Annotated in this window: 21 protein-coding genes and 1 riboswitch; of the genes, 13 read left to right on the top strand and 8 right to left on the bottom strand. The window is 60.0% G+C overall.

The window, feature by feature from the left end; genetic code table 11:
• Positions 1-42: 42 nt before the first annotated feature.
• Positions 43-759 (bottom strand): ABC transporter ATP-binding protein, encoded by a 717-nt coding sequence (locus tag E7738_RS08365; protein WP_394516286.1) that lies wholly within the window; start codon positions 757-759, stop codon positions 43-45.
• Positions 760-1,677: 918 nt separating this feature from the next.
• On the opposite strand from E7738_RS08365, the gene uvrB reads away from it, so the two are divergent.
• The gene (gene uvrB / locus E7738_RS08360; protein ID WP_021508497.1) at positions 1,678-3,699 is read left to right on the top strand and encodes an excinuclease ABC subunit UvrB; all 2,022 of its coding nucleotides are present in this window, start codon (positions 1,678-1,680) and stop codon (positions 3,697-3,699) included.
• A 30-nt stretch (positions 3,700-3,729) separates the two neighbouring features.
• Here uvrB and yvcK read toward each other — a convergent pair whose 3' ends face one another.
• Complete coding sequence (yvcK, locus tag E7738_RS08355) at positions 3,730-4,632, bottom strand: gluconeogenesis factor YvcK family protein (protein WP_021508496.1); 903 nt, start codon at positions 4,630-4,632, stop codon at positions 3,730-3,732.
• A 194-nt stretch (positions 4,633-4,826) separates the two neighbouring features.
• A riboswitch (molybdenum cofactor riboswitch) is annotated at positions 4,827-4,963 on the top strand.
• Between yvcK and moaA the strand changes: the two genes are divergently transcribed.
• The 7 genes from moaA (at position 4,952) to E7738_RS08320 (ending at position 9,594) form a co-directional block, all read left to right on the top strand.
• Positions 4,952-5,938 (top strand): GTP 3',8-cyclase MoaA, encoded by a 987-nt coding sequence (moaA, locus tag E7738_RS08350; RefSeq protein WP_021508495.1) that lies wholly within the window; start codon positions 4,952-4,954, stop codon positions 5,936-5,938. (Overlaps the previous riboswitch by 12 nt.)
• 17 nt (positions 5,939-5,955) lie before the next feature.
• Positions 5,956-6,471 (top strand): molybdenum cofactor biosynthesis protein B, encoded by a 516-nt coding sequence (moaB, locus tag E7738_RS08345; RefSeq protein ID WP_058769469.1) that lies wholly within the window; start codon positions 5,956-5,958, stop codon positions 6,469-6,471.
• A 2-nt stretch (positions 6,472-6,473) separates the two neighbouring features.
• Positions 6,474-6,959 carry a cyclic pyranopterin monophosphate synthase MoaC gene (gene moaC, locus E7738_RS08340; RefSeq protein ID WP_021508493.1) on the top strand — a complete coding sequence of 162 codons (486 nt, stop codon included), beginning with the start codon at positions 6,474-6,476 and terminating at the stop codon, positions 6,957-6,959.
• Positions 6,952-7,197 carry a molybdopterin synthase sulfur carrier subunit gene (gene moaD / locus E7738_RS08335; protein ID WP_021508492.1) on the top strand — a complete coding sequence of 82 codons (246 nt, stop codon included), beginning with the start codon at positions 6,952-6,954 and terminating at the stop codon, positions 7,195-7,197. The genes moaC and moaD overlap by 8 nt, the downstream gene beginning before the upstream one ends.
• A 2-nt stretch (positions 7,198-7,199) precedes the next feature.
• A complete protein-coding gene (gene moaE / locus E7738_RS08330; RefSeq protein ID WP_021508491.1) occupies positions 7,200-7,652 on the top strand; it encodes a molybdopterin synthase catalytic subunit MoaE in 453 nt (150 codons plus the stop codon).
• 82 nt (positions 7,653-7,734) lie between these two features.
• Positions 7,735-8,829, top strand: a complete 1,095-nt coding sequence (locus E7738_RS08325; RefSeq protein ID WP_241798425.1) for a DUF1615 domain-containing protein — start codon at positions 7,735-7,737, stop codon at positions 8,827-8,829.
• A gap of 57 nt (positions 8,830-8,886) precedes the next feature.
• Positions 8,887-9,594, top strand: a complete 708-nt coding sequence (locus E7738_RS08320) for a Bax inhibitor-1/YccA family protein (protein WP_021508489.1) — start codon at positions 8,887-8,889, stop codon at positions 9,592-9,594.
• Positions 9,595-9,730: 136 nt separating this feature from the next.
• On the opposite strand, the gene E7738_RS08315 is transcribed toward E7738_RS08320, so the two are convergent.
• Genes E7738_RS08315 through E7738_RS08305 form a run of 3 tightly spaced genes read right to left on the bottom strand, consistent with a single transcriptional unit; the run spans position 9,731 to position 12,698 of the window.
• A complete protein-coding gene (locus tag E7738_RS08315; protein WP_058757844.1) occupies positions 9,731-10,696 on the bottom strand; it encodes a lysylphosphatidylglycerol synthase domain-containing protein in 966 nt (321 codons plus the stop codon).
• Positions 10,696-11,940, bottom strand: a complete 1,245-nt coding sequence (gene clsB / locus E7738_RS08310; RefSeq protein ID WP_058781283.1) for a cardiolipin synthase ClsB — start codon at positions 11,938-11,940, stop codon at positions 10,696-10,698. The genes E7738_RS08315 and clsB overlap by 1 nt, the downstream gene beginning before the upstream one ends.
• A complete protein-coding gene (locus E7738_RS08305) occupies positions 11,937-12,698 on the bottom strand; it encodes an endonuclease/exonuclease/phosphatase family protein (protein ID WP_021508486.1) in 762 nt (253 codons plus the stop codon). The genes clsB and E7738_RS08305 overlap by 4 nt, the downstream gene beginning before the upstream one ends.
• A gap of 176 nt (positions 12,699-12,874) precedes the next feature.
• Here E7738_RS08305 and E7738_RS08300 point away from each other — a divergent pair, with 176 nt between their 5' ends.
• The 4 genes from E7738_RS08300 (at position 12,875) to E7738_RS08285 (ending at position 17,254) form a co-directional block, all read left to right on the top strand.
• Complete coding sequence (locus tag E7738_RS08300) at positions 12,875-13,267, top strand: YbhQ family protein (RefSeq protein WP_021508485.1); 393 nt, start codon at positions 12,875-12,877, stop codon at positions 13,265-13,267.
• Positions 13,268-13,506: 239 nt separating this feature from the next.
• A complete protein-coding gene (gene rhlE / locus E7738_RS08295) occupies positions 13,507-14,913 on the top strand; it encodes an ATP-dependent RNA helicase RhlE (RefSeq protein ID WP_021508484.1) in 1,407 nt (468 codons plus the stop codon).
• Between the two features lie 4 nt (positions 14,914-14,917).
• Positions 14,918-15,880, top strand: a complete 963-nt coding sequence (gene dusC, locus E7738_RS08290; RefSeq protein ID WP_058775305.1) for a tRNA dihydrouridine(16) synthase DusC — start codon at positions 14,918-14,920, stop codon at positions 15,878-15,880.
• Between the two features lie 174 nt (positions 15,881-16,054).
• Positions 16,055-17,254, top strand: a complete 1,200-nt coding sequence (locus E7738_RS08285; RefSeq protein ID WP_021508482.1) for an MFS transporter — start codon at positions 16,055-16,057, stop codon at positions 17,252-17,254.
• Here the strand turns inward: E7738_RS08285 and E7738_RS08280 are convergent.
• Positions 17,238-18,845 carry an inorganic phosphate transporter gene (locus tag E7738_RS08280; protein WP_394516285.1) on the bottom strand — a complete coding sequence of 536 codons (1,608 nt, stop codon included), beginning with the start codon at positions 18,843-18,845 and terminating at the stop codon, positions 17,238-17,240. The two genes, E7738_RS08285 and E7738_RS08280, sit on opposite strands and share 17 nt — an antisense overlap.
• Before the next feature lie 166 nt (positions 18,846-19,011).
• On the opposite strand from E7738_RS08280, the gene E7738_RS08275 reads away from it, so the two are divergent.
• Complete coding sequence (locus E7738_RS08275) at positions 19,012-20,037, top strand: transporter (RefSeq protein ID WP_132465470.1); 1,026 nt, start codon at positions 19,012-19,014, stop codon at positions 20,035-20,037.
• Between the two features lie 98 nt (positions 20,038-20,135).
• On the opposite strand, the gene E7738_RS08270 is transcribed toward E7738_RS08275, so the two are convergent.
• Positions 20,136-21,248, bottom strand: coding sequence for a L,D-transpeptidase family protein (locus E7738_RS08270; RefSeq protein WP_058775308.1), 1,113 nt, complete (start codon positions 21,246-21,248; stop codon positions 20,136-20,138).
• 199 nt (positions 21,249-21,447) lie between these two features.
• Entirely contained in the window at positions 21,448-23,262 is a 1,815-nt protein-coding gene (locus tag E7738_RS08265; RefSeq protein WP_021508478.1) for a glycoside hydrolase family 15 protein, read from the bottom strand.
• Positions 23,263-23,355 lie beyond the last annotated feature (93 nt).

Genomic DNA, 23,355 nt, shown 5'->3' with positions numbered 1-23,355 from the left:
ATGGCGCGGCGGCGCAGCACTCTGCGCCGCAGGCTACCGACGCTAGGTGGCCGTTAGCCACTTACTCACCGTTACATCATCCAGCTGCGCCACGCTGCCCTGCGCCACGTTGCGGCCACGATGCAGCAGCAGAAAATAGTCTGCCACGCGGCGAATGAACGACACATGCTGTTCCAGCAGCAGAATCGTCAGGCCATAGTCGCGGTTCAGGCGGCAAATCAGATTCCCCATCTCCTCCTCCAGCCACGGCGACATGCCTTCGGTGGGTTCATCGAGGATCAATAGTTTCGGCTGCAGCACCAGCGCGCGCGCCAGGGCCAGCTGCTGCTGCTGATCCATCGGCAGTTCGCCACTGCGCTGATGACGCAGCGAGTAGAGCGCCGGAAACAGATCGAACACCATCTCGGGAATGGCGCGGCTGCGATCGTCCTGTGCCGCCATCAGCGCAATCAGCAGGTTATCTTCTACGCTCATCTGGGAAAAGATGTGGCGTCCCTGTGGTACGTAGCCGATGCCCATGCGCGCGCGTTGCTCAGCAGGCTGCAGCAGCAGGTTTTCCGGCGGCGCGCCGTCTTCCTGCCAGGTCATCGATCCACTATTAATGGGCAGGCGACCCATAATACAGTTCACCAGCGTGGTTTTGCCCATCCCCGGGCTGCCCAGCACGCCGGTGCAGGTGCCTGGCGGCAGATCGAGATCCACATCCCATAAAATATGGTTCTGACCGTAAAATTGATTCACCGAACGTAAACTCAGCATCTGACATTCTCCTTCCAGATTATTCGCCTGAATGCTCCCGCTCTGTGTCGTCTGGCATACAGTCATGCACAATGGCTATTGGGACACTGCTGTCGCCGGCGGCGCTTGTTCATCCTGCCGGCATGGACTCGTCACTCCACCGTTAATTCACTGCAATTCCCAGGCCAGATCCGCCAAAGCAGCCTCAATCGGGGTAAAAGGCAGCGAAACTCGCCATAATTGATGAGCAAAGCTTAACAATTGCCCACAGTAATAACTCGCCTGCACTTTGACGGTGCTGACTGCTTAACGTTTCTGGTGCATCTGTGCTGTCATAAGGCAGGGACTGAAGAAATAAGTGGCCTTAACGCTGGGCTTTTTCCCGTTACGGCACGATGGGGTACGCCAAAAGAATAGTTAAAGCCGCACGGGATGATGGAAAAATAATCGCAAAAAAAATTTTTTCGCACGGCAGGATAAGCGAGGGGAAAATTATACACAGCCGATGGACGTGGGGCTGGATTCAGTTATCCACTATTCCTGTGGATAACCTTGTGCATTAGCGACTGAAAACCGGGCGCAAGCGAGGAAATACGCGGGTTGCATACATAATGCTGCGAAACTGGGCTTTTGAGTCAAAGTCTTTTAAATCAGCAGGTTATTTAAAAGCAAGCCTGAGAATTGTCTGGCTTGTCATCAGACTGCAATTTAATGACGCTCTATTGACAATTGTTAAAAGCGTTGCTCGTCTGGGGATAACCTTGCGCAACAAACGCTTCCGGATTACCGCATAAATTACGCTGAAGCGAATCGCGGCATCTCCCCATCATCGTGCAGCATATCTGTAATTATATCCAGTATTTTTTTCTGGCAAAATCGCCATAGCAGAGTAGAATTACCAGCCTGCCCGCCGACTTCTTCAGCAGGAACCGTAATACCATGAGTAAAGCCTTTAAACTCAACTCCGCTTTCAAACCTTCAGGCGATCAGCCTGAGGCGATTCGTCGCCTTGAAGAAGGGCTGGAGGATGGACTGGCGCACCAGACGCTGCTGGGGGTTACCGGTTCAGGAAAAACTTTTACCATCGCCAACGTCATTGCCGATCTCAACCGGCCGACCATGGTAATGGCACCGAATAAAACGCTGGCGGCACAGCTGTATGGTGAGATGAAAGAGTTCTTCCCGGATAACGCGGTCGAATTCTTCGTCTCCTACTACGACTACTATCAGCCGGAAGCCTACGTGCCCAGTTCGGATACCTTCATCGAGAAAGATGCGGCGGTAAACGAGCACATCGAGCAGATGCGTCTCTCTGCCACCAAAGCGATGCTGGAGCGCCGCGACGTGATTGTGGTGGCGTCGGTTTCTGCTATCTACGGCCTGGGCGATCCCGATCTCTACCTGAAAATGATGCTGCATCTGACGCGCGGCATGATCATCGACCAGCGCAGCATCCTGCGCCGCCTCGCCGAACTGCAGTACACCCGCAACGATCAGGTTTTCCAGCGCGGCACCTTCCGCGTGCGCGGCGAAGTGATCGATATCTTCCCGGCGGAATCCGATGACATTGGTCTGCGCGTTGAACTGTTTGATGAAGAGGTTGAGCGCCTGTCGCTGTTCGACCCGCTGACCGGCCAGGTGATCTCGGTGATTCCGCGTTTCACCATCTACCCGAAGACGCACTACGTGACGCCGCGCGAGCGTATTCTGCAGGCGATGGAAGAGATCAAGGATGAGCTGGCGGTGCGGCGCAAAGTGCTGCTGGAGAACAACAAACTGCTGGAAGAGCAGCGCATCACCCAGCGCACCCAGTTTGACCTCGAAATGATGAACGAACTCGGCTACTGCTCGGGCATTGAAAACTATTCGCGCTATCTATCCGGGCGCGGACCGGGCGAGCCGCCGCCGACGCTGTTTGATTACCTGCCGGCGGATGGCCTGCTGGTGGTCGATGAATCCCACGTGACTATTCCGCAGATTGGCGGCATGTATCGCGGTGACCGCGCGCGTAAAGAGACGCTGGTGGAGTACGGTTTCCGCCTGCCGTCAGCGCTGGACAACCGTCCGCTGCGCTTTGAAGAGTTTGAAGCGCTGGCACCGCAGACCATTTACGTCTCGGCCACGCCAGGTAACTACGAGCTGGAGAAATCGGGCGGCGACGTCATCGATCAGGTGGTGCGGCCTACCGGTCTGCTCGATCCGATTCTTGAGGTGCGTCCGGTGGCGACCCAGGTCGACGATCTGCTGTCGGAGATCCGCAAGCGCGTCGAAATCAACGAGCGCGTGCTGGTTACCACGCTGACCAAGCGCATGGCCGAAGACCTCACCGAGTATCTTGAAGAGCACGGCGAGAAGGTGCGTTATCTGCACTCCGACATTGATACCGTTGAGCGTATGGAGATCATTCGCGATCTACGTCTCGGGGAGTTTGACGTGCTGGTGGGGATCAACCTGCTGCGCGAAGGGCTGGATATGCCGGAAGTGTCGCTGGTGGCGATTCTTGACGCCGATAAAGAGGGCTTCCTGCGCTCCGAGCGCTCGCTGATTCAGACCATCGGACGCGCAGCGCGTAACGTCAACGGCAGAGCGATTCTCTACGCAGATAAGATCACGCCGTCGATGGCGCGGGCGATGGAAGAGACCGAGCGCCGCCGCGAGAAGCAGCAGCGTTATAACGAAGAGCGGGGCATTGTGCCGCAGGGCCTGAACAAGAAAATCACCGATATTCTTGAGCTGGGCAAAAACGTGGTGAAAACGCGCGGCAAAGGTAAAACGGCTTCACGCACTGCCGCCGAGGCTGAGGCCAGCTATCTGGCGCTCACGCCACAGGCCATGCAGAAGAAGATTCACGAGCTGGAAGGGCAGATGCAGCAGCACGCGCAGAACCTGGAGTTCGAAGAGGCCGCGCGGGTGCGCGACCAGCTGCACGAGCTGCGTGAACTGTTTATCGCCGCCTCTTAATGTGAAGCCGGCTGTCGCGTTGCGCTCCGGCTAAACCGCCTGAATGGCATGTTCCAGCGCGCGGCGCAGCAGCTGGCGGTCGTGACGATAGCGGATATCGGCGGCTTCCAGCGGTTCGCGCACGATCAACCGCTCAGTGACGCCGCGCGTGTCTGCTGACGGGCCAACCACCACGGCGTCAATCACCCGTTTGCCAATGGCTTTTTCCATCATCGCCAGCTTGTCGGCGACCGTCAGGCTGGCCGCCGCCGGACTCAGTTCGCGCCCGAGATTTCCGATGAACACCATGGTGGCGGGCGTCCGGCGCAGCGCGCGTGCCATCTCCTCCATCAGCAGAATCGGCATCAGGCTGGTGTAAAAACTGCCAGGACCAATCAGGATCAAATCGGCCTCGGCGACGGCGTCCAGCGCTTCACGCGTCGGCACCACATTAGGGTGCAGCATCAGCTCTTCCGGCGCCTGCTTCATTTCGTCAATCGCCGTTTCACCGTACACCATATTGCCTTCGCTATCCTGCGCGACCAGGTCCACCGGCTGTTCCGACATCGGAATCAGAAACGCATCCACCTTCAGCAGGTTGCGGATAATGTTGATGGCTTCCAGCGGACGCACGCTGAGGTGATCGAGCGCTTTCAGGATCAGATTGCCCAGATTATGCCCGGCCAGTTCGCCGTTGCCGGTAAAGCGATACTCGAACATGGCAGAGGCCACGCTGGGTTCGGTGATCAGCTGGTTAATGCAGTTGCGCATGTCGCCCCAGGCAATGCCGCCTTCTGAACGGCGTATGCGGCCAGTGGATCCGCCGTTGTCGGTGGTGGTGACGATGCCGGTCAGGCGTGAGCCCAGCGGCGCCAGCGCCGACATCACGCGGCCAAGGCCGTGGCCGCCGCCGAGTGCCACCACGCGATCCAAATCTGCCAGGGTACGATTCATGCTGCTCCTTAAAGCGCCGCACGTGAGGTGCAGACGGCGTTCAACTGATGTGTATCAATATCTGTCGCGCATTTTACCGTATCCTGTCGCGAAAATGCGGTGAAATAACGTTATGTATCAATATATATAGCGATAAATGCCGATGGATGCGAGCGTCAAATCGCGCTACCATTTGCTTTAACCGTGTTGTCCACAATGACAACAGACTCCCAAGCCTTGCGTTCCTAAGTCGTGTGATATGGATGCCTGGCCGCAGCCGCGAGCTGCCAGGGTGCAGAAAGAAATGACTGCATCTCCCGTACTTTGGAAAGGTGTTCAGGTGCCACAATTTACAGATGCCTATGCGCGCAGCTTTTATTATCTGCGCCTGTCGGTCACGGATGTGTGTAACTTCCGTTGTACCTACTGCCTGCCCGACGGCTACCGGCCGAACGGCGTGCACAACAAAAGTTTTCTCTCGCTGGATGAGATTCGTCGCGTGACGCGTGCCTTTGCGGCGGCGGGCACCGAAAAAGTGCGCCTGACCGGCGGCGAACCCTCGATGCGGCGCGACTTCACCGATATCATTGCCGCCGTGCGCGACAACGCGGCGATCCGCCAGATCGCCATGACCACCAATGGCTACCGCATGGCGCGCGACGTCGGCGCCTGGCGTGCGGCAGGCCTCACCCATATCAACGTCAGCGTCGACAGCCTCGACGCACGGCAGTTTCACGCCATTACCGGGCAGAACAAGTTTCACGAAGTCATGGCGGGGATTGATGCGGCCTTTGATGCCGGTTTCAGCACCGTCAAAGTCAACAGCGTGCTGATGCGCGACGTCAACAGCCACAGCCTGGAGACCTTTCTGGCGTGGATCCGCACCCGGCCCATTCAGCTGCGCTTTATCGAGCTGATGGAAACCGGCGAGGGCGGCGATCTGTTCCGCCGTCATCATGTGTCCGGCGAGGTGATCCGCGATCAGCTGATCATGCAGGGCTGGCAGCGCCAGCCGCGCGGCCGCAGCGATGGTCCGGCCCAGGTGTTCCGCCATCCGGATTATCAGGGGGAAGTCGGCCTGATCATGCCGTATGAAAAAGATTTCTGCGCCAGCTGTAATCGCCTGCGCGTATCGGCGATCGGTAACCTGCATCTGTGCCTGTTTGGCGACGGCGGCGTGCCGCTGCGCGATCTGCTGGCCTCCGACGATCAGCAGGCCGAGCTGCAGGCGCGCATCGCTCACAGCCTCGGGCAGAAGAAGCAGACGCATTTCCTGCATCAGGGCAATACCGGCATCACGCAGAACCTCTCCTTCATTGGTGGCTAAACACAGGAGTTACGGCCATGGGTAAACCTTCCGGCGATTTTGTCGCCTTAAATGCGGCGGTGATGACCGTCTCTGACAGCCGCGACGCCAGCAGTGACAGCTCTGGCGACTATCTGCGTGAGGCGCTGACCGAAGCCGGGCATCAGGTGGTCGATCACGCCATCGTCCCGGACAACCGTTATCGCATCCGCGCCACGGTGTCGCGCTGGATCGCCAGTGAAGATGTGCAGGTGGTGCTGATTAACGGCGGTACCGGCTTTAACAGTAAAAACAGTACGCCGGAAGCCCTGCTGCCGCTGCTGGATCGCGAAATTGACGGCTTTGGCGAACTGTTTCGCATGATCTCCTACGAGGAGATCGGCAGCGCGACGCTGCAATCACGCGCGGTGGCCGGTCTGGCCAACCAGACGCTGCTGTTCGCCGTGCCGGGCTCAACCGGCGCCTGCCGCAGTGCATGGGAGCGGATCATTGAAGCCCAGCTGGATGCGCGTACGCGTCCGTGTAATTTTGTCTCACATTTGAAGAAGTTATAAGCATGTCCTCGTTAACCCATATCAACGCGGCCGGCGAAGCCCACATGGTGGACGTCTCCGGCAAAACTGACACCGTGCGAGAAGCGCAGGCGGAAGCCCTGGTGCTGATGCAGCCGGCCACGCTGCAAATGATCCTCGACGGCAGCCATGACAAAGGCGATGTTTTCGCCACCGCACGCATTGCCGGTATTCAGGCGGCGAAGCGCACCTGGGAACTGATTCCGCTGTGCCATCCGCTGATGCTGAGCAAAGTCGAGGTGACGCTGGTGGCTGAGCCGGAGCACAGCCGCGTACGCATTACCTCGCGCTGTCGCCTGAGCGGCAAAACCGGCGTGGAAATGGAAGCGCTGACCGCCGCCTCGGTCGCGGCGCTGACCATCTACGACATGTGCAAAGCGGTGCAGAAAGATATCGTCATCGACCAGCTGCGGCTGCTGAGCAAAAGCGGTGGTAAATCCGGTGATTTCCGGGCGGTGCGCCATGATTAAGGTGCTGTTTTTTGCCCAGGTGCGCGAACTGACCGGCACCGCCGCGCTGGATCTGGCGGCAGAGTATGCTGACGTCGCCACATTGCGCGCTGCGCTGGCGCAGAAAAGCGATCGCTGGGCGCTGGCGCTGGAGTCCGGCAAGCTGCTGGCGGCGGTGAATCAGACGCTGGTGCCGATGAACCATCCGCTGCGCGCCGGCGATGAAGTGGCGTTCTTCCCGCCGGTTACCGGAGGCTGAGCATGACAACCCGAATTCGCGTCGGCAGCGCGCCGTTTAACGTTGGCGACGAGTATGCGCTGCTGGCGGCACATGACAGCGACGGCGCGGTCGTCACCTTCACCGGCAAAGTCCGCAACCACAATCTCGGCGACAGCGTGGCCGCGCTGACGCTGGAGCACTATCCGGGTATGACGGAAAAAGCGCTGGCGGAGATTGTGGCGGATGCGCGTCAGCGCTGGGCACTGCAGCAGGTGACGGTGATTCATCGCGTAGGCGAACTGTTCCCTGGTGATGAGATCGTGTTTGTTGGCGTCAGCAGCGCCCATCGCGGCAGCGCCTTTGCCGCCAGTGAATTTATTATGGATTACCTGAAAACCCGCGCGCCGTTCTGGAAGCGCGAAGCCACCGCGCAGGGCGATCGCTGGGTCGATGCCCGCGACAGCGACCACCAGGCCGCTGAACGCTGGAACTAGCACGCAAAATCCGCCCGCGCTGATAGCCGCCAGACCACGAAAACGGTAAGGTACGGTTTTTGCTGGCTTATCAGGGAGCAGGATGAACACCACCACAATATTACGAGGCGCAGCGCTGCTGGCTGCGCTGGTGCTGGCCGGATGCAGCACCAAAAAGGAGCCGCAGCTGCCGGCCCGCCAGCCCGCTGACGTGAAAGCGCAAATTCAGCAATTGCTGCCCGCCCATGTGACGCAAAAATCGGCCTGGGCCGACGACATCTACACCGCGCTGCGCGTGCAGCACATCGACGCCAGCGCCAGCAACATTTGCGCGGTAATCGCCGTGACCGATCAGGAATCTAACTTCAGCGCCGATGCTACCGTGCCGGGTCTGCCAAAAATCGCCTGGGCGGAAATTGACCGCCGCGCCGCCAGCGTGCACGTGCCGGCGTTTCTGGTGCGCACCGCGTTACTGATCAAATCCTCTAACGGCGAGAGCTACGCGGCGCGTCTCGATAAGGTGCACAGCGAGAAAGAGCTGAGCGCCATTTTCGATGACTTTATCGATATGGTGCCGATGGGGCAGAAGCTGTTCGGTAATCTCAACCCAATCCACACCGGCGGGCCGATGCAGGTCAGCATTGCCTTTGCCGAAGCGCATGCGCAGGGCTATCCGTACCCGATTGACGGTTCGATCCGGCGCGAAGTGTTTAGCCGGCGCGGCGGTATCTACTTCGGCACGCTGCACCTGCTGGGCTATCCGGTGGAGTACAGCCAGCCGCTGTATCGCTTTGCTGACTTCAACGCCGGCTGGTACGCCAGCCGCAACGCCGCGTTCCAGGCTGCGGTGGCGCGTGCCAGCGGCATCAAACTGGCGCTGGATGGCGACCTGATCCGTTACGGCAGCGAACAGGCGAGCGCCACCGAACTGGCGGTGCGCACGCTGGCGAAGCAGCTGGACATGAGCCCGCGGGAGATTCGCCGCGATCTGGAGAAGGGCGACAGCGAAAGCTTCAGCGACAGCACGCTGTGGAAACAGACCTTTATCCTCGCCGATAAGATGGCGGGAAAACGTCTGCCGCGCGAAGTGCTGCCGGGCATTAAGCTGGAGAGCCCGAAAATTACCCGTAATCTCACCACCGCGTGGTTTGCCCAGCGGGTTGACGGGCGATATCAGCAGTGTATGACGCGCCGTTGACGATCGGTGGTGTACACTTCACACTGACGTTATCAGTAACTTTTAAAGAGGTGCATCATGGATCGATATCCACGTAATGGTTCAATCGTGCAGCAGGCGTCGACCGGGCTGCAAACCTATATGGCGCAGGTGTATGGCTGGATGACCTGCGGCTTACTGCTGACGGCGTTTGTGTCGTGGTTTGCCGCGCGCACGCCTGCCGTCATGGAGCTGGTGTTTGCCAATCGCATCACCTTCTTCGGCCTGATTATCGCGCAGCTGGCGCTGGTGTTCGTGCTTTCCGGCATGGTGCAGCGCATGAGCGGCGCCGTGGCGACCGGGCTGTTTATGCTCTATTCCGCGCTGACCGGGCTGACAATGGCGAGTATTTTCCTTGTTTATACCTACTCGTCGATCGCCAGTACCTTCTTTGTTACCGCGGGCATGTTTGGTGCCATGAGCTTTTACGGCTACACCACCAAACGCGATCTGAGCCGCTTCGGCAGCCTGCTGTTTATGGCGCTGATCGGCATTCTGCTGGCGTCGCTGGTGAACTTCTGGCTGAAAAGCCCGGCGCTGATGTGGGCGATTACCTATATCGGCGTGGTGGTGTTTGTGGGCCTGACGGCTTATGACACGCAGAAGCTGAAAGCCATCGGTGAGGGCATTGATGTTAACGATAAAGAGAATCTGCGCCGCTTCTCCATCATGGGCGCGCTGACGCTGTATCTCGATTTCATCAACCTGTTCCTGATGCTGCTGCGGATTTTCGGTAACCGTCGCTAAGAGTAACCAGCCATTAAGGCTGTGAAAATAATCGCGCCGCTACGGCCAGGTGAACGGTTTGTACTTATCAGCCCGTTTCACCTTCTCCGTAGCGGCGCAATGTATTACGCGTTATTCAGCCTGCGCCTGGCACGCCTTATCGTGCCGCCATCTTGCGCTCATTCTTCTGCCGTAAATGCTTCGCGCGGCTCTCCAGCCACAGATACAGCACCAGCGCCAGCAGCAGCGGCAGAATAAAATAGAGCACGCGATAAGCCAGCAGCGCGGCGATAATCTCACCGTGCGAAGCATGCTGGCCGCTGAGCAGCGCGAGGAACACCGCTTCCAGCACGCCAATGCCGGCCGGAATATGAATAATCACCCCGGCAATACTGCTGATTAACAGCACGCCCAGCACGATGGGATAATCCACTTCACGCGCCAGCAGCAGCCAGATAATGGTGCCCATCACCATCCAGTTGGCGCAGGAAACGGCAAACTGAAATAGCGCCATGCGCAGCGAGGGCAGTTGCAGATGCTGGCCCTTCACCGTCCAGCGGCGCTTCTTCGCGAAAGCACAGGCCCACAGATAAACCGCCACCATCGCCAGCAGTACCGCACCAATCACCCGTAGCGTGCCTTCGCCGATGAACCAGCCGGGCGGAATCGGCACCATGCCGGAGACAAACACTACGCCGCCAAGCAAAATGTAGCCGAGCCAGTTAGTGGCAATACTCAGTGAAAAGATGCGCGTGATGGTGCCGCCGGGCAGGCCGAGGCGCGAATAGAGGCGATAGCGCATCGCCACACCGCCCACCCAGGTGCTCAGCGTCAGGTTAAAGGCGTAACAGATGAATGACACCAGCATCACCTGACGTTTCGCCAGCTTATGCCCGCAGTAGGCGCGGCCAATCAAATCGTACAGACCGTAGGTGAGGTAGCTCACCACCACTAACGCGGCGGCGCTCAGCACCACGTAGCGGTTATAGCCGACGATGACCTTGTACACGTCCTCCCAGTTCACCTTGCGTGCGTAAACCACCAGCAGCACGATCACCGCAATGAAGAACAGCCAGGTAAGGATTTTTTTCGCTAACTGCCAGCGCGGGTTCTTTTTGCTCATCAGGGTTTCGCTCCTTCGTTATCGGCTTCAACCCGGTCCTGGGTTTCCATTTCCGGCTGCACCGGCGGATCGACCTGAGACAAATGGGGCGTATGGGCAGGCAGCCAGCCGGCGATGGCCGGGAAATGGCGCAGGAAATGGAACACGATGACGCTTTTGGTCAGCTGCCACCAGGTGCGCGGCGGCAGTTTGTCTTCATCGACGCGCACGCAGTCCGCAGCCAGCAACTGCTCAAGGTTATCGCGCAGCGTCTGGTTGAAGGCGTGGTCGTGGATAATCAGGTTGGCTTCGAGATTCAGCGACAGGCTGAGCGGGTCGAGGTTGCTGGAACCCACCGTTGACCACTGCTGATCCTGCACCGCCACTTTGCCATGTAACGGGCGACGGCAGTATTCGTACACTTCAACGCCAGCATCCACCAGATAGTTGTACAGCAGCTCGGCGCCGACTTTGACAATCGGCATGTCCGGTTCACCCTGCACAATCAGCCGCACGCGCACACCGCGCTGGGCCGCGCTGCGCATCTCCCGCAACAGGCGATAGCCGGGGAAGAAGTAGGCGTTGGCGATAATCACATCCTGCTTCGCCTTGCGCAGCATATCGAGATAGTGCTGTTCGATGTCATCGCGGTGCTCATCGTTATCGCGGTAGACAAACAGCACCTGCGCGTCGCCGGGCAGGGCGTTGACTGCCAGGCGCTGGGAGCGCGCGCCCCACCAGCGGCGCGTTACCTGTTCGCTGCCGATCGCCTGCTGCACATAGCGCGCGATGTCCAGCACCACCGGTCCTTTCACCTCCACGGCGTAATCCTGCTTGGCTTCCGGCCCGTAATCGGTGTTGTGCTCGGCGGAGAAATTGATACCGCCGACAAACGCAATCTCCTCATCAATCACCACAATTTTGCGATGCAGACGGCGGAACACGTTGGTGCGCATGCCCATCACCAGCGGGCGCGGATCGTAATAGATAAAGCGCACGCCTGCTTCGGTCAGGCTGTTAATGTACTGGCTGGAAAGATCCGGCGAGCCGTAGCCATCCACCATCACTTCCACCTTAACACCGCGCTGCGCGGCGGCCAGCAGATCGCGGTGCAGCGCCTTACCAACCTCATCTTCAAACAGGATAAACGTCTCCAGCAGCAGCGTACGCTGGGCGCGCTGAATCGCGCCGGAGACGCGTGGAAAGAATTGATCGCCATTCTCCAGCAGCCGCAGCTGGTTACCTTCGCGCCAGCTGAAATTCATAGAAAGATCTCCACGGCCAGCGGGGCATGATCGGACAGATGTGACCAGGGTTTCACCGGCAGCGCCCACGGCTGGCTCACCGATGCATTACGGATATAGATGCGATCGAGACGCAGCAGTGGAAAGCGCGCCGGGAAGGTGCGCGCCGGGCGACCGTTTTTCATGCTAAACACCTCCTGCAGACCGGCTCCGCGCTGTAAAAATCGATTAGCGCGTACCTGCCAGTCATTAAAATCGCCGGCCACCACCAGGGGCGCATCCGGTGGCAGCGACTCAATCAGTTCACACATCATGCGCATCTGCGCCAGACGGTGCTTCTCTTTAAGGCCGAGGTGCACGCACAAGGTGTGAATCGGTTCCGGCCGATCCGGCAGGCTGATCTGGCAGTGCAACATGCCGCGTTTCTCACTGCCGGCGACAGAAATATCGCGGTTTTGGTATTCGGTGATCGGAAAGCGTGACAGTATCGCGTTGCCGTGATGGCCCTCGGGATAGACCGCGTTGCGGCCATAAGCAAAATCGTGCCACATGGTGTCGGCAAGGTATTCGTAGTGCGAATTTTCCGGCCAGTTTTCAATGTGTGCGGAGTGGATGGCGTGCGTGCCCATCACCTCCTGTAAAAAGACGATATCCGCCGAGGTCGCGCGCACTGCGTCGCGCAGTTCCGGCAGGATAAAGCGACGGTTAAAGCTGGTGAACCCCTTATGGGTATTGATCGTCAGGACTTTAAATGAAGATCCTTGCGTGTTTTGTGGCATACTGCGACGCGCTCCTTTTCATCATCAACAGAACAAAGTGTAGTCTTTGTCACAAATGGGTGGTGCTGGAGACAGAAAATTAGGGTGTTATCCGAAATTTGCTTTACATTGAGGAAATCCGTCTGGCTGCGGTCAGATACACTTGGGCGACCTGTTGGGTCTGCCAGGAGAAGAGAATGAAATGGTCTAATCGTGTTCAGATTGTTACCGGTCAAACCTGCCTGCATATTGCGACCCACCTGCTGGTGATCGCGGCACTGGTGTGGGGCTGGAAACATAAGGCACTGGTCGAAGTGAGCAGTACCCTGGTGGCAGCTTATGCGCTGGTGTTCATCACCATGCTGGCTCTGCAGCGTAGTGCCCGTTTGCGCCGCTTTGGTGACTCTCTGGAAGAAGTGACGACGACATACTACTTCGGCGCGGCGATGCTGACGCTGTTCCTGATTTCACGCTTCATCCACAACAATCTGCTGATTGGTTGTCTGGGCGTGGTAATGCTGGTGGGCCCGGCGCTGGTGTCGCTGCTGGCCAAAGAGCCACCGCAGCGCGTGCAGAAAAAACGCAGCTAAGCGGACGTGCCAGCAAGAAAAGAGGAGCCCACTGCGGCTCCTTTTTTATGCGCTACCGCGCAGCGGCCCATCGCCCTCACGTTTTGCTGGTCGCGGTTCTTGCGGAAAGCTGCTACACTGCCGCTCTTACGCATGGTAGTTTGTGCCCTTTTCACACGCAGGCCTTGAGGCTGCGTCATATCCCCCCTGAAAACTACATCGCGCAGCGCGATCAGGGCGGTTCGGAGTAATACACCTGCATGTCTTTTGACTCTCTCGGCTTGAATGCCGATATTTTGCGTGCGGTAGCAGAACAGGGCTACCGTGAACCGACGCCAATCCAGCGTCAGGCGATTCCCGTGGTGCTGGCCGGTCGTGACCTGCTGGCGAGCGCCCAGACCGGCACGGGTAAAACCGCCGGTTTCACGCTGCCTCTGCTGCAGCGTCTGTCAGAAAAACCGGCAGCGGCGCGCGGTCGCCGTCCGGTACGTGCGCTGATCCTCACTCCCACCCGTGAACTGGCGGCGCAGGTTGGCGAAAACGTACGTGAATACAGCCAGTACCTCAATATGCGTTCGCTGGTGGTGTTCGGCGGCGTCAGCATTAATCCGCAGATGATGAAACTGCGCGGCGGCGTCGATGTACTGATCGCCACGCCGGGGCGTCTGCTCGATCTGGCGCACCAGAACGCGGTCGATCTGTCGCAGGTGGAAATCCTGGTGCTGGACGAAGCGGATCGTATGCTCGACATGGGCTTCATCCACGACATTCGCCGCGTGCTGGCAAAACTGCCGGCCAAACGGCAGAACCTGCTGTTCTCTGCCACCTTCTCGGACGAGATCAAAGCGCTGGCGGAAAAGCTGCTCACCAACCCGGAACAGGTAGAAGTGGCACGCCGCAACACCGCTTCCGAGCAGGTGTCGCAGCAGGTGCATTTTGTCGATAAGAAGCGCAAACGGGAACTGCTGTCGCTGATGATTGGTCGCGACAACTGGCAGCAGGTGCTGGTGTTCACCCGCACCAAGCACGGTGCTAACCACCTCGCTGAGCAGCTCAACAAAGATGGCATCACTGCCGCCGCGATCCACGGCAACAAGAGCCAGGGTGCGCGTACCCGTGCGCTGGCCGACTTTAAAACCGGCGGCATTCGCGTGCTGGTGGCGACGGATATTGCCGCGCGCGGTCTGGATATTGAAGAGCTGCCGCACGTGGTCAACTACGAGCTGCCGAACGTGGCGGAAGATTACGTGCACCGCATTGGCCGTACCGGTCGTGCCGCGGCCACCGGTGCTGCGCTGTCGCTGGTGTGCGTTGACGAGCACAAGCTGCTGCGTGATATCGAGCGCCTGCTGAAGCGGGAAATTCCGCGCATTGCGCTGCCGGGCTTTGAGCCGGATCCGAGCATCAAGGCGGAGCCGATTCAGAATGGCCGTCAGCAGCAGCCGCGTGGACGTGGCCAGGGCCGCGCGCCGGGGCAGGGTGCTGACGCACCGCGCAGCCGCAGCGGCGGCAATGGTCAGCGTGCCAGCGCCGGTAACGGCGGCGCGCGTCCACAGGGCGAGGCGCGTGCACCGCGTCGTCCGGGCAACAACGGCCCGGCGGCTGGCAACGCGGGTAAACCGGCGCGCTCACGTCGTCCGGCAGCGAAGAGCAACGGGAACGCGTAACGGTATGCGGGTTTTACTGGCACCCATGGAAGGCGTACTGGATTCGCTGGTACGTGAACTGCTCTCCGGCGTGAATGACTATGACCTGTGCGTCACTGAGTTTTTACGCGTGGTCGATCAGCTGCTGCCGGTAAAATCCTTCTACCGTTTGTGTCCGGAACTGCACCATCACAGCCGGACGCCCTCCGGCACGCGCGTGCGCATGCAGCTGCTGGGCCAGTATCCTGAGTGGCTGGCAGAGAACGCCGCACGCGCGGTGGAGCTGGGCTCGTGGGGCGTTGACCTCAACTGCGGCTGCCCGTCGAAGCTGGTAAACGGCAGCGGCGGCGGTGCGACGCTGCTGAAAGATCCGGAGCTGATCTATCGCGGTGCCAGAGCGATGCGCGAGGCGGTGCCCGCTCATCTGCCGGTCACGGTGAAAGTGCGGCTCGGCTGGGATTCGGGCGCGCGGCGTTTCGAGATCGCCGATGCGGTGCAGCAGGCCGGTGCCAGCGAGCTGGTGGTGCATGGCCGGACCAAAGAGGACGGCTATCGCGCAGAGAGCATCAACTGGCAGGCGATTGGTGAGATTCGCCAGCGTCTGACAATTCCGGTGATCGCCAACGGCGAAATCTGGAACTGGCAGGATGCGCAGGATTGCCTGCGCATTACCGGCTGCGACGCGGTCATGCTCGGGCGCGGCGCGCTCAATGTGCCTAACCTGGGGCGCGTGGTGAAGTACAACGAAGCCCCGATGCCGTGGTCGCAGGTGGTTGAGCTGTTGCTGCGCTACACCCAGCTGGAAAAGCAGGGTGATACCGGCAACTACCACGTTGCGCGCATCAAGCAGTGGCTGGGCTATCTGCGCAAAGCCTACCAAGAGGCCGACGGCCTGTTCAGCGAGATCCGCACGCTGCGTGTCTCCGCCGAGATCGCCAGCGCCATCGAACGCCATGCCGCACGCATGGCCCAGGTGTCCTGCATCTGAACCTGAGCGGTGGTACCTGAACCGTCAGGTCCGCCGCTTTAACGGGCAAGCCAGCGATCACCCGGTGAAAGCGTGCGCTGCCGCCATGTTTTATAACAAAAAAAGCCGCGATCCTTAGTCTGCTAACCGGTATAGTGAATCTTCGCTTTCACCACGTTTCTGACGCCATCTTCCATGTCTGACGCCGCTGTACTGAGTAATGCTCAGTTAAATAAACGCATCCTCTCCGTCATCGTTTTCACCTTCTTTTGCTACCTGTCCGTCGGGTTGCCGCTGGCGGTGCTGCCGGGGTTTGTGCATAACCAGCTGGGCTTCAGCTCGTTTATCGCCGGGCTGATCATCAGTCTGCAATATTTCGCCACGCTGCTCAGTCGCCCGCACTCTGGCCGGCTGGCCGATCGCTACGGCCCGAAACGCGTGGTGATGATGGGGCTGGTGTGCTGCGGCATGAGCGGCGTGCTGTCGATCATTGCCGCGCTGTGCAGCGGTGCGCCGCTGCTGAGTCTGACGCTGCTGGCGCTGGGGCGGCTGTTTCTCGGCGTCGGGGAAAGCTTCAGCAGTACCGGCTCGACGCTGTGGGGCATGAATATTGTCGGCCCGCGACAAACTGCGCGGGTCATTTCGTGGAACGGCGTGGCGACTTACTTTGCCATGGCGATTGGTGCGCCGCTGGGCGTGCTGCTGAATCAGATTTTTGGCATCAGCGGCTTTGCCGGTCTGGTCGCGCTGATGGGGGCGATCGGCTTCTGGATGGCCTCGGGCAAACCGGCAGTCAGCGTCAGCGCCGGCGTGCGCATTCCGTTTCATCGCGTGGTCAGCCGCGTCTGGCTGTTTGGCCTGGCGCTGGGATTTGGCACCATCGGCTTTGGCGTGATCTCCACCTTCATTACCCTTTATTTCGCCAGTCGCGACTGGAGCGGCGCGGCGTTCGCGCTGACGCTGTTCAGCCTCGGCTTCGTGCTGGTGCGGCTGGCGTGCGGGCGCTATATCACGCGCTTCGGCGGGCTGCAGGTCTCGCTGATCTCGTTCGTGCTGGAGGGCGCCGGTCTGCTGCTGATCTGGCAGGCGGACAGCAGCTGGCTGGTGGATATTGGCGCCTTCCTCACCGGCGGCGGTTTCTCGCTGGTGTTCCCGGCGCTGGGCGTGGAAGCGGTGAAGCGGGTACAGCAGCAGGATCAGGGATCGGCGCTCGGTACCTATTCGGCGTTTCTCGATTTGGGGCTGGGGTTGACCGGACCCGTGGCGGGGCTGTTAATCGGCCACTGGGGGATGCAGTCGGTGTATCTGGCGGCAGCACTGATGGTGCTGGGCGCGTTCCTGATTACGCTGCGCCTGCACCAGCAGTCTTCAGAGCCTATCAGGCCAGATGAATAAACAGCGCATACAGCAGCCCTGACAGCAGCACCGATACCGGCAGCGTCAGCACCCACGCCAGCGCCAGATTACGCAGGGTGGCGAGCTGCAGGCCGGATCGGTTGGCCACCATGGTACCGGCCACGCCGGACGACAGCACATGAGTGGTCGACACCGGTAAACCAAAGGCATCGGCCGCACCGATAGTAGCCATCGCCACCAGCTCCGCACTGGCACCCTGCGCATAGGTGAGATGGGTTTTGCCGATGCGCTCACCCACCGTAACCACAATCCGGCGCCAGCCGACCATGGTGCCGAGACCCAGCGCAATCGCCACCACCACTTTGACCCACATCGGGATAAAGCGCGTGGCCGCGTCCAGCTCGTGCTTCACCGCCGTCAGGTTGCGCGCCGTCTCTTCCGGCAGCGCGACGTTGGCCGATTGCAGATGCTTGATGGTCTCCGAGGCGAGATACATATCGTTTCGCGTATTGGTGACCGCCTGCGCCGGAATATTTTCTACCGAACCGTACTGGCGAATCTGTTCGCCGATATCGCCGAGCATCATACCGAGCGCCGGCAGCACCTGCGGCCGGTTCTGGCTGGTGCGTACATATTCCGTCAGCACCTCACGCGCTGCCGGCATTGCGGCGGGCGGTGGCTGCAGCGTCAGCAACTGCTGTTCGGTCACCTGGGTTAACGCCGCCACGCGCGGAATTTGCTCCGGCGGCAGCGAGCGGTTGAGCGCATAGGCGATCGGCATGGTGCCAACCAGGATCAGCATAATCAGCCCCATGCCTTTCTGACCGTCGTTCGAGCCGTGGGCAAACGAAACGCCGGTACAGGTGAGGATCAGCAGGCCACGAATCCACGCTGGCGGCGGCTGATTGCCTTCCGGCGCCTGATACAGCTGGCGATTGCGCACTAATGCCTTCATGGCCAGCAGCAGCACGGCGGCGCAGATGAAGCCAATCACCGGCGACAGCAGCAGGGCGTAACCGACTTTAACCGCCTGATCCCAGTCGACGCCGCTGGTGCCGCTGCGGCCGTGCAGCAGCGCATTCGCCACGCCTACGCCGATAATCGAGCCGATCAGCGTGTGCGAGGAGGAAGAGGGCAGGCCGAAATACCAGGTGCCGAGGTTCCAGACAATCGCCGAGCACAGCAGCGCGTACACCATAGCAAAGCCGTGACCGCTGCCCGCCTGCAGAATCAGCTCCACCGGCAGCAGCGAAATAATGCCAAACGCCACCACGCCGCTGGAGAGCAGTACGCCAAGGAAATTACACAAGCCGGACCACACCACCGCCACGCCCGGCGACAGCGAGTGAGTGTAGATCACCGTGGCGACGGCGTTGGCGGTATCGTGGAAGCCGTTAACAAACTCGAAGCCGAGCGCAATCAGCAGCGCCACGCCAAGCAGCAGGAACGGCGTATAGCTGGTGACGACCGCGCCGGTCTCTTCTACGTCGTTAAACAGGTTGATGCCGGTAAAGAGCAGCCCGGCCACCAGCAGCAGCAGAAAGAGCACGCGCGACGCGCGACCGCTGCGCGGGTGCAGATTGGGCCGTCCGCGGGCGGACGATGATGCAGGGAAACTGTTTTCAGCCATAACACACCCCCCGGGGTGAATTAACGATGCACGAATGGCACCCGTTAACTGCAGTGTGATACGGGTTTTGTATGACAGAATGATGATGCCAGCGCGGGCTGTCATCATGCTGTAACAGACCTGTCGCAGGCTGTGGATCTGACCGCTCTGGGATCTTCACGCCGCTATGCTCCAGCCTGTCCTGCCGCTTGCCTCGCTGCCCGACTTCAACAACGAAGTCGCCGGACTGATTCACGGTTACCTGTTCAACCCGGATACGCCGCCACAGCGGCTCAACGCCCGCGAGGCCGCGCAGCTGGCGCGGCACACCTTACCCGACGGCTGCTTTCTCTGGCTGCACATTAACCTGAATCATGCCCGCGCCGAGCGCTGGGTTCAGGACCACTTCAGCGTAGATGACGATTTTTTCGATGAGATTCATTCGGCCTCACCGCGCACCCGGCTGGCGCAGCAAAACGATGCGCTGCTGGCGGTGCTGAATGACGTCACCTTCAGTAAAGAGGAGCGCAGCACGCAAAATGCGACGCTGTGGATCTGGTGCCGGCCGCAGGTGATGGTCAGCGCGCGCTATCGCCCGGTTGGCATGATTGAACGTATGCATCAGCAGATTGATCGGCTGTGCTTCAGCGCGCCGGATGCGATGCTGCTGTGGCTGCTCGGCGAACAGGAAGCACAGCTGGAGCAGGTGGTGCGGCGCTCCAGCCAGGCGGTGGATGCGATAGAAGAGCGGCTGCTGAGCGCGGCGATCAAAGCCAACCGCAGCGAGCTGGGCCATCTGCGCCGCATGCTGCTGCGCGTCCAGCGGCTGCTGGCGCCGGAGCCGGCCGCGCTGTTTCGCCTGCTTAACCGGCCGCCAAACTGGCTCAACCGGGAACCGCTCAGTGAGCTGCGCATTTTCACCGAGGAGTTCAGCGTAGCGCTTAACGACCTTGCCAGCCTGATGGAGCGCATTCGCCTGCTGCAGGAGGAGATTGCTGCCCGCCTGATGGAGCAGAGCAACCGAACGCTGTTTTTGCTCACCTCAATCACCGTGCTGGCGCTGCCCATCAATATCGTAGCCGGTTTTTTTGGCATGAACGTGGGCGGCATTCCGCTGGCGAACAATCCGCACGGCTTTCTGCTGTTAGTGCTGGTGGTGCTGGTGTTTACCCTGGTGGCGGGCTGGCTGGCGTTACGCCGACCGCACGATTGAGTGCGCAACTGCGCCGCGACACAACCGCACAATGATCCCGGCGATCGGGCAATAAAAAAGCCAGCCCTGCGGCTGGCTTGATCATCGACAGCGAACCCTTACAGGCTGTTGCCGTTGCTGGCAGGCTGTGCCGGCGCGGCCTGCTCAACCGGAGCGGCTTCAGCGGGCTGCTGTGCATCGGCCTGCGGCGCGACGGCGGTGGCACCCTGCGGCGTCATCGGCTCTTCTTTCGGCATCGCGTCAGAAGACTCCTGCACCATCACCGGCGCAGGCTGGGCTTCGCCCGGCTGACCGTTGATTTTGGTCGGCATACCGGTACGTGCCTGGATGGCGTTGTTCACGGCATCCTGATTGGTGCTGGCATCGGCCACCACTTTGGTCACGGCGGACGTCAGGCTGATTGGCACCAGTTCACGTGAGTTGAACTGCTCTTCAGTGGTCGACAGCGGGTTGTGAACCTCGATGTAGCGCGAACCGTCTGGCTCAACGGTGGCTTTTACCGGCTGGTCAATGAACTGCACGCGCGTACCCACTGGCACGTTGTCGAACAGCCATTTGATGTCGTCCGCACGCAGACGCACGCAGCCGTGGCTCACGCGCAGGCCGATACCAAAGTTGGCGTTGGTGCCGTGAATCGCATACAGACGGCCAATGTACAGCGCGTACAGACCCATCGGGTTATCCGGACCTGCCGGGAACACGGCCGGGATGCTCTCGCCGCGCGCCGCGTACTCTGCGTGCATCGCTTTGGTTGGCGTCCAGGTTGGGCCATTCTTCTTGCGCTCAACCGCGGTGGTCCAGTTAACCGGCGTATCTTTACCCAGCTCGCCGATACCGATCGGCAGCACCACGACAGTTTTGGTGCCTTTCGGGTAGTAATAGAGACGCATCTCGGCGCTGTTGATCACGATGCCTTCACGCGGCGCGTCAGGCAGAATCAGCTGCTGCGGGATCACCATTTTAGTGCCTGCTTTCGGCAGGTAAACGTCCACGCCCGGATTGGCTTCCAGCATGTTGCTGAGGCCCATCTGGTACTGCGCCGCAAACGCTTCCAGCGGCAGTTTGCTGTCGTCTGGCACGGTGATTTCAATATTTTCGCCAATCAGGCGGCTATTCGCTGGAGGCAGCGGATAGACGACTGCAAAGGCCGACTGGCTGAACGCCGCCAGTACGAGGGCGAGTGAAGCGAACGCGCGAATGCTTTTTTTCATGTTTTTACAAGTCGTTATGGCCATTTTCATGGCTTGTCAGTGTGTCGAACCCATCAGGGTCAGAATAACCCGCTGCGCATTATATGTGCATAGGCGCAATGATGGGAATCAGGATTTTCGCTGGTTGAAGATACTTTACGCAAAACGCGGCGTTTCACAGACTATTCTCTTTGCCACGCCGCCCAAAATGTGAATTTTCTTACGGTTGCCACAGCGTCACTTCGCCGCTCAGTTTACGGTTGAGGAAAAACGCGGCGCTGATCAACGCCAGATGGGTCAGCGCCTGCGGCATGTTGCCCAGCGCGTTGCCGTGCGAGGTAAACTCCTCGGCGTACAATCCCAGCGGATTGGCGTAACTCAGCAGCTTTTCAAACTCGAAGTGCGCCTCATGCACCCGCCCGGCGCGCGCCAGACACTCCACATACCAGAACGAACAGGCGGCAAACGCGCCCTCGCCACCGGTCAGCGCATCGGCGGGCGTCTCACTGATGTTATAACGCCGCACTAAACCGTCGCTCACCAGATGGGTTTTAATGGCATCCAGCGTGGCGATCCACTCCGGATCGGTCGAGCTGACAAAGCGCACCAGCGGCATCAGCAGCATCGACGCATCCAGGTATTTACCGCCGCGCGTGGCGGTGAAGTGGCCGAGTTCATCGTTCCAGAAGTTCTGCCAGATGTCGTCGCGGATCTCGCTGCGCACCCGGTCCCAGCGATCGTATGGCATCGGCAGCGAACGCTTCATGCCCAGCCGCAGTGCGCGGTCCAGCGCCACCCAGCACATCAGGCGCGAATGCAGAAAGTGCTCCGGCTCGCCGCGCATCTCCCAGATACCGGCGTCCGGCTGGTTCCAGTTAACGCAGACGTAGTCAATCATGCTGGACACATGACGCCAGCCGCGCTGCGAGATGGCTTCGCCGTATTTATTGGCAAGGTAGACCGCATCCATCAGCTCGCCATAAATATCCAGCTGCGTCTGACGCCAGGCATCATTGCCGATGCGCACCGGGCGCGAGTTGGCGTAACCGGAGAGGTTGAGCAGTTCGGTCTCGTGCAGCTCGGTGCCGCTGTCGAGACGGTACATCACCTGCAAATGCGGCGTATCGTCGTGGCTGTGCTCAACGCAGCGGCCGACCCAATGGGTGAAGTCACGCGCTTCTTCCACATAGCCGAGCCGCATCAGCGCGTACATGCTGAACGAGGCATCGCGGATCCACGAGGCGCGGTAATCCCAGTTACGCTCGCCGCCCAGCTCTTCCGGCAGGCCAAAGGTGGCGGCAGCCGCAATCGAGCCGTGCTGGTGCGAGGTGAGCAGCTTGAGCGCCAGCGCCGAGCGCGTCACCATCTCGCGCCAGCGGCCGCGATAGGAGCTGTGACTGCTCCAGCGCCGCCAGTAATCCACCGTATCGCGAAAGCAGCGCTCGGTCGCGATATGCTGCACCTGCGGATCGTCATCGTTGCCAAACACAAATTCGGCGTGCTCACCGGCCTGCAGGGTAAACTGCGCCACCGCGCTGTCCGGTTCGCGCGTCATCACCACCGTGGCGCTCAGGCGCAGCGACGGCTGGCCTTCAGCGACAAAGGCGATGCCGCCGGGGCGCGTCTCCGTGCGCGTTTCCGCACGGGCATAGTCGTGACGCGGCGCGCAGCGCAGATCAAAGGTGGCGGTGCCGCGGATCATTTTTACCCGCCGCACCAGGCGCGGCACTTTGCTGCGCTCGTCGCAGATCGGCATGTAATCAGTGATTTCCGCCACGCCGGCCTCATCAAGCCAGCGGGTTTGCAGAATGTTGGTATCGGGCAGGTAGAGCTGCTGCTGGCGCGCGTTTTGCCACTGCGGTGCCAGCGAAAACAGGCCGGCTTCGTCGCTGTCGAGCAGGGCGGCAAACACGGAGGGGCTATCGAGTTCGGGCCAGCAGAGATAATCAATGGTGCCGTCGTTCGCGATCAGGGCACAGGTGCGTAAATCACCGATGACGCCGTGGTCGTCAATTCTGCGTTTAATCTTGCTCATCCTGCCTCCTGAACGCTATCCGATTGTTAACTATAGACGAAACGGCAGAATCGGCTGCGACGTGGCACAGAACGATAACTTCTATACTGTGAA

Source organism: Pantoea sp. SGAir0430 (assembly GCF_043549295.1).
Note: the sequence above shows the minus strand (reverse complement) of the source record. Positions and strands in the feature narration are given on the sequence as shown.

Bases quoted from the DNA above. Each gene is read 5' to 3' on its own strand.
- E7738_RS08300 (WP_021508485.1), top strand. From the start codon at position 12,875: ATGAAATGGTCTAATCGTGTTCAGATTGTTACCGGTCAAACCTGCCTG.
- E7738_RS08305 (WP_021508486.1), bottom strand. From the start codon at position 12,698: ATGCCACAAAACACGCAAGGATCTTCATTTAAAGTCCTGACGATCAAT.
- moaC (WP_021508493.1), top strand. From the start codon at position 6,474: ATGTCCTCGTTAACCCATATCAACGCGGCCGGCGAAGCCCACATGGTG.
- E7738_RS08285 (WP_021508482.1), top strand. From the start codon at position 16,055: ATGTCTGACGCCGCTGTACTGAGTAATGCTCAGTTAAATAAACGCATC.
- E7738_RS08275 (WP_132465470.1), top strand. From the start codon at position 19,012: ATGCTCCAGCCTGTCCTGCCGCTTGCCTCGCTGCCCGACTTCAACAAC.
- uvrB (WP_021508497.1), top strand. From the start codon at position 1,678: ATGAGTAAAGCCTTTAAACTCAACTCCGCTTTCAAACCTTCAGGCGAT.
- moaB (WP_058769469.1), top strand. From the start codon at position 5,956: ATGGGTAAACCTTCCGGCGATTTTGTCGCCTTAAATGCGGCGGTGATG.
- moaE (WP_021508491.1), top strand. From the start codon at position 7,200: ATGACAACCCGAATTCGCGTCGGCAGCGCGCCGTTTAACGTTGGCGAC.
- rhlE (WP_021508484.1), top strand. From the start codon at position 13,507: ATGTCTTTTGACTCTCTCGGCTTGAATGCCGATATTTTGCGTGCGGTA.
- dusC (WP_058775305.1), top strand. From the start codon at position 14,918: ATGCGGGTTTTACTGGCACCCATGGAAGGCGTACTGGATTCGCTGGTA.
- moaD (WP_021508492.1), top strand. From the start codon at position 6,952: ATGATTAAGGTGCTGTTTTTTGCCCAGGTGCGCGAACTGACCGGCACC.
- E7738_RS08265 (WP_021508478.1), bottom strand. From the start codon at position 23,262: ATGAGCAAGATTAAACGCAGAATTGACGACCACGGCGTCATCGGTGAT.
- E7738_RS08315 (WP_058757844.1), bottom strand. From the start codon at position 10,696: ATGAGCAAAAAGAACCCGCGCTGGCAGTTAGCGAAAAAAATCCTTACC.
- E7738_RS08270 (WP_058775308.1), bottom strand. From the start codon at position 21,248: ATGAAAAAAAGCATTCGCGCGTTCGCTTCACTCGCCCTCGTACTGGCG.
- E7738_RS08280 (WP_394516285.1), bottom strand. From the start codon at position 18,845: ATGGCTGAAAACAGTTTCCCTGCATCATCGTCCGCCCGCGGACGGCCC.
- yvcK (WP_021508496.1), bottom strand. From the start codon at position 4,632: ATGAATCGTACCCTGGCAGATTTGGATCGCGTGGTGGCACTCGGCGGC.
- E7738_RS08325 (WP_241798425.1), top strand. From the start codon at position 7,735: ATGAACACCACCACAATATTACGAGGCGCAGCGCTGCTGGCTGCGCTG.
- clsB (WP_058781283.1), bottom strand. From the start codon at position 11,940: ATGAATTTCAGCTGGCGCGAAGGTAACCAGCTGCGGCTGCTGGAGAAT.
- E7738_RS08365 (WP_394516286.1), bottom strand. From the start codon at position 759: ATGCTGAGTTTACGTTCGGTGAATCAATTTTACGGTCAGAACCATATT.
- E7738_RS08320 (WP_021508489.1), top strand. From the start codon at position 8,887: ATGGATCGATATCCACGTAATGGTTCAATCGTGCAGCAGGCGTCGACC.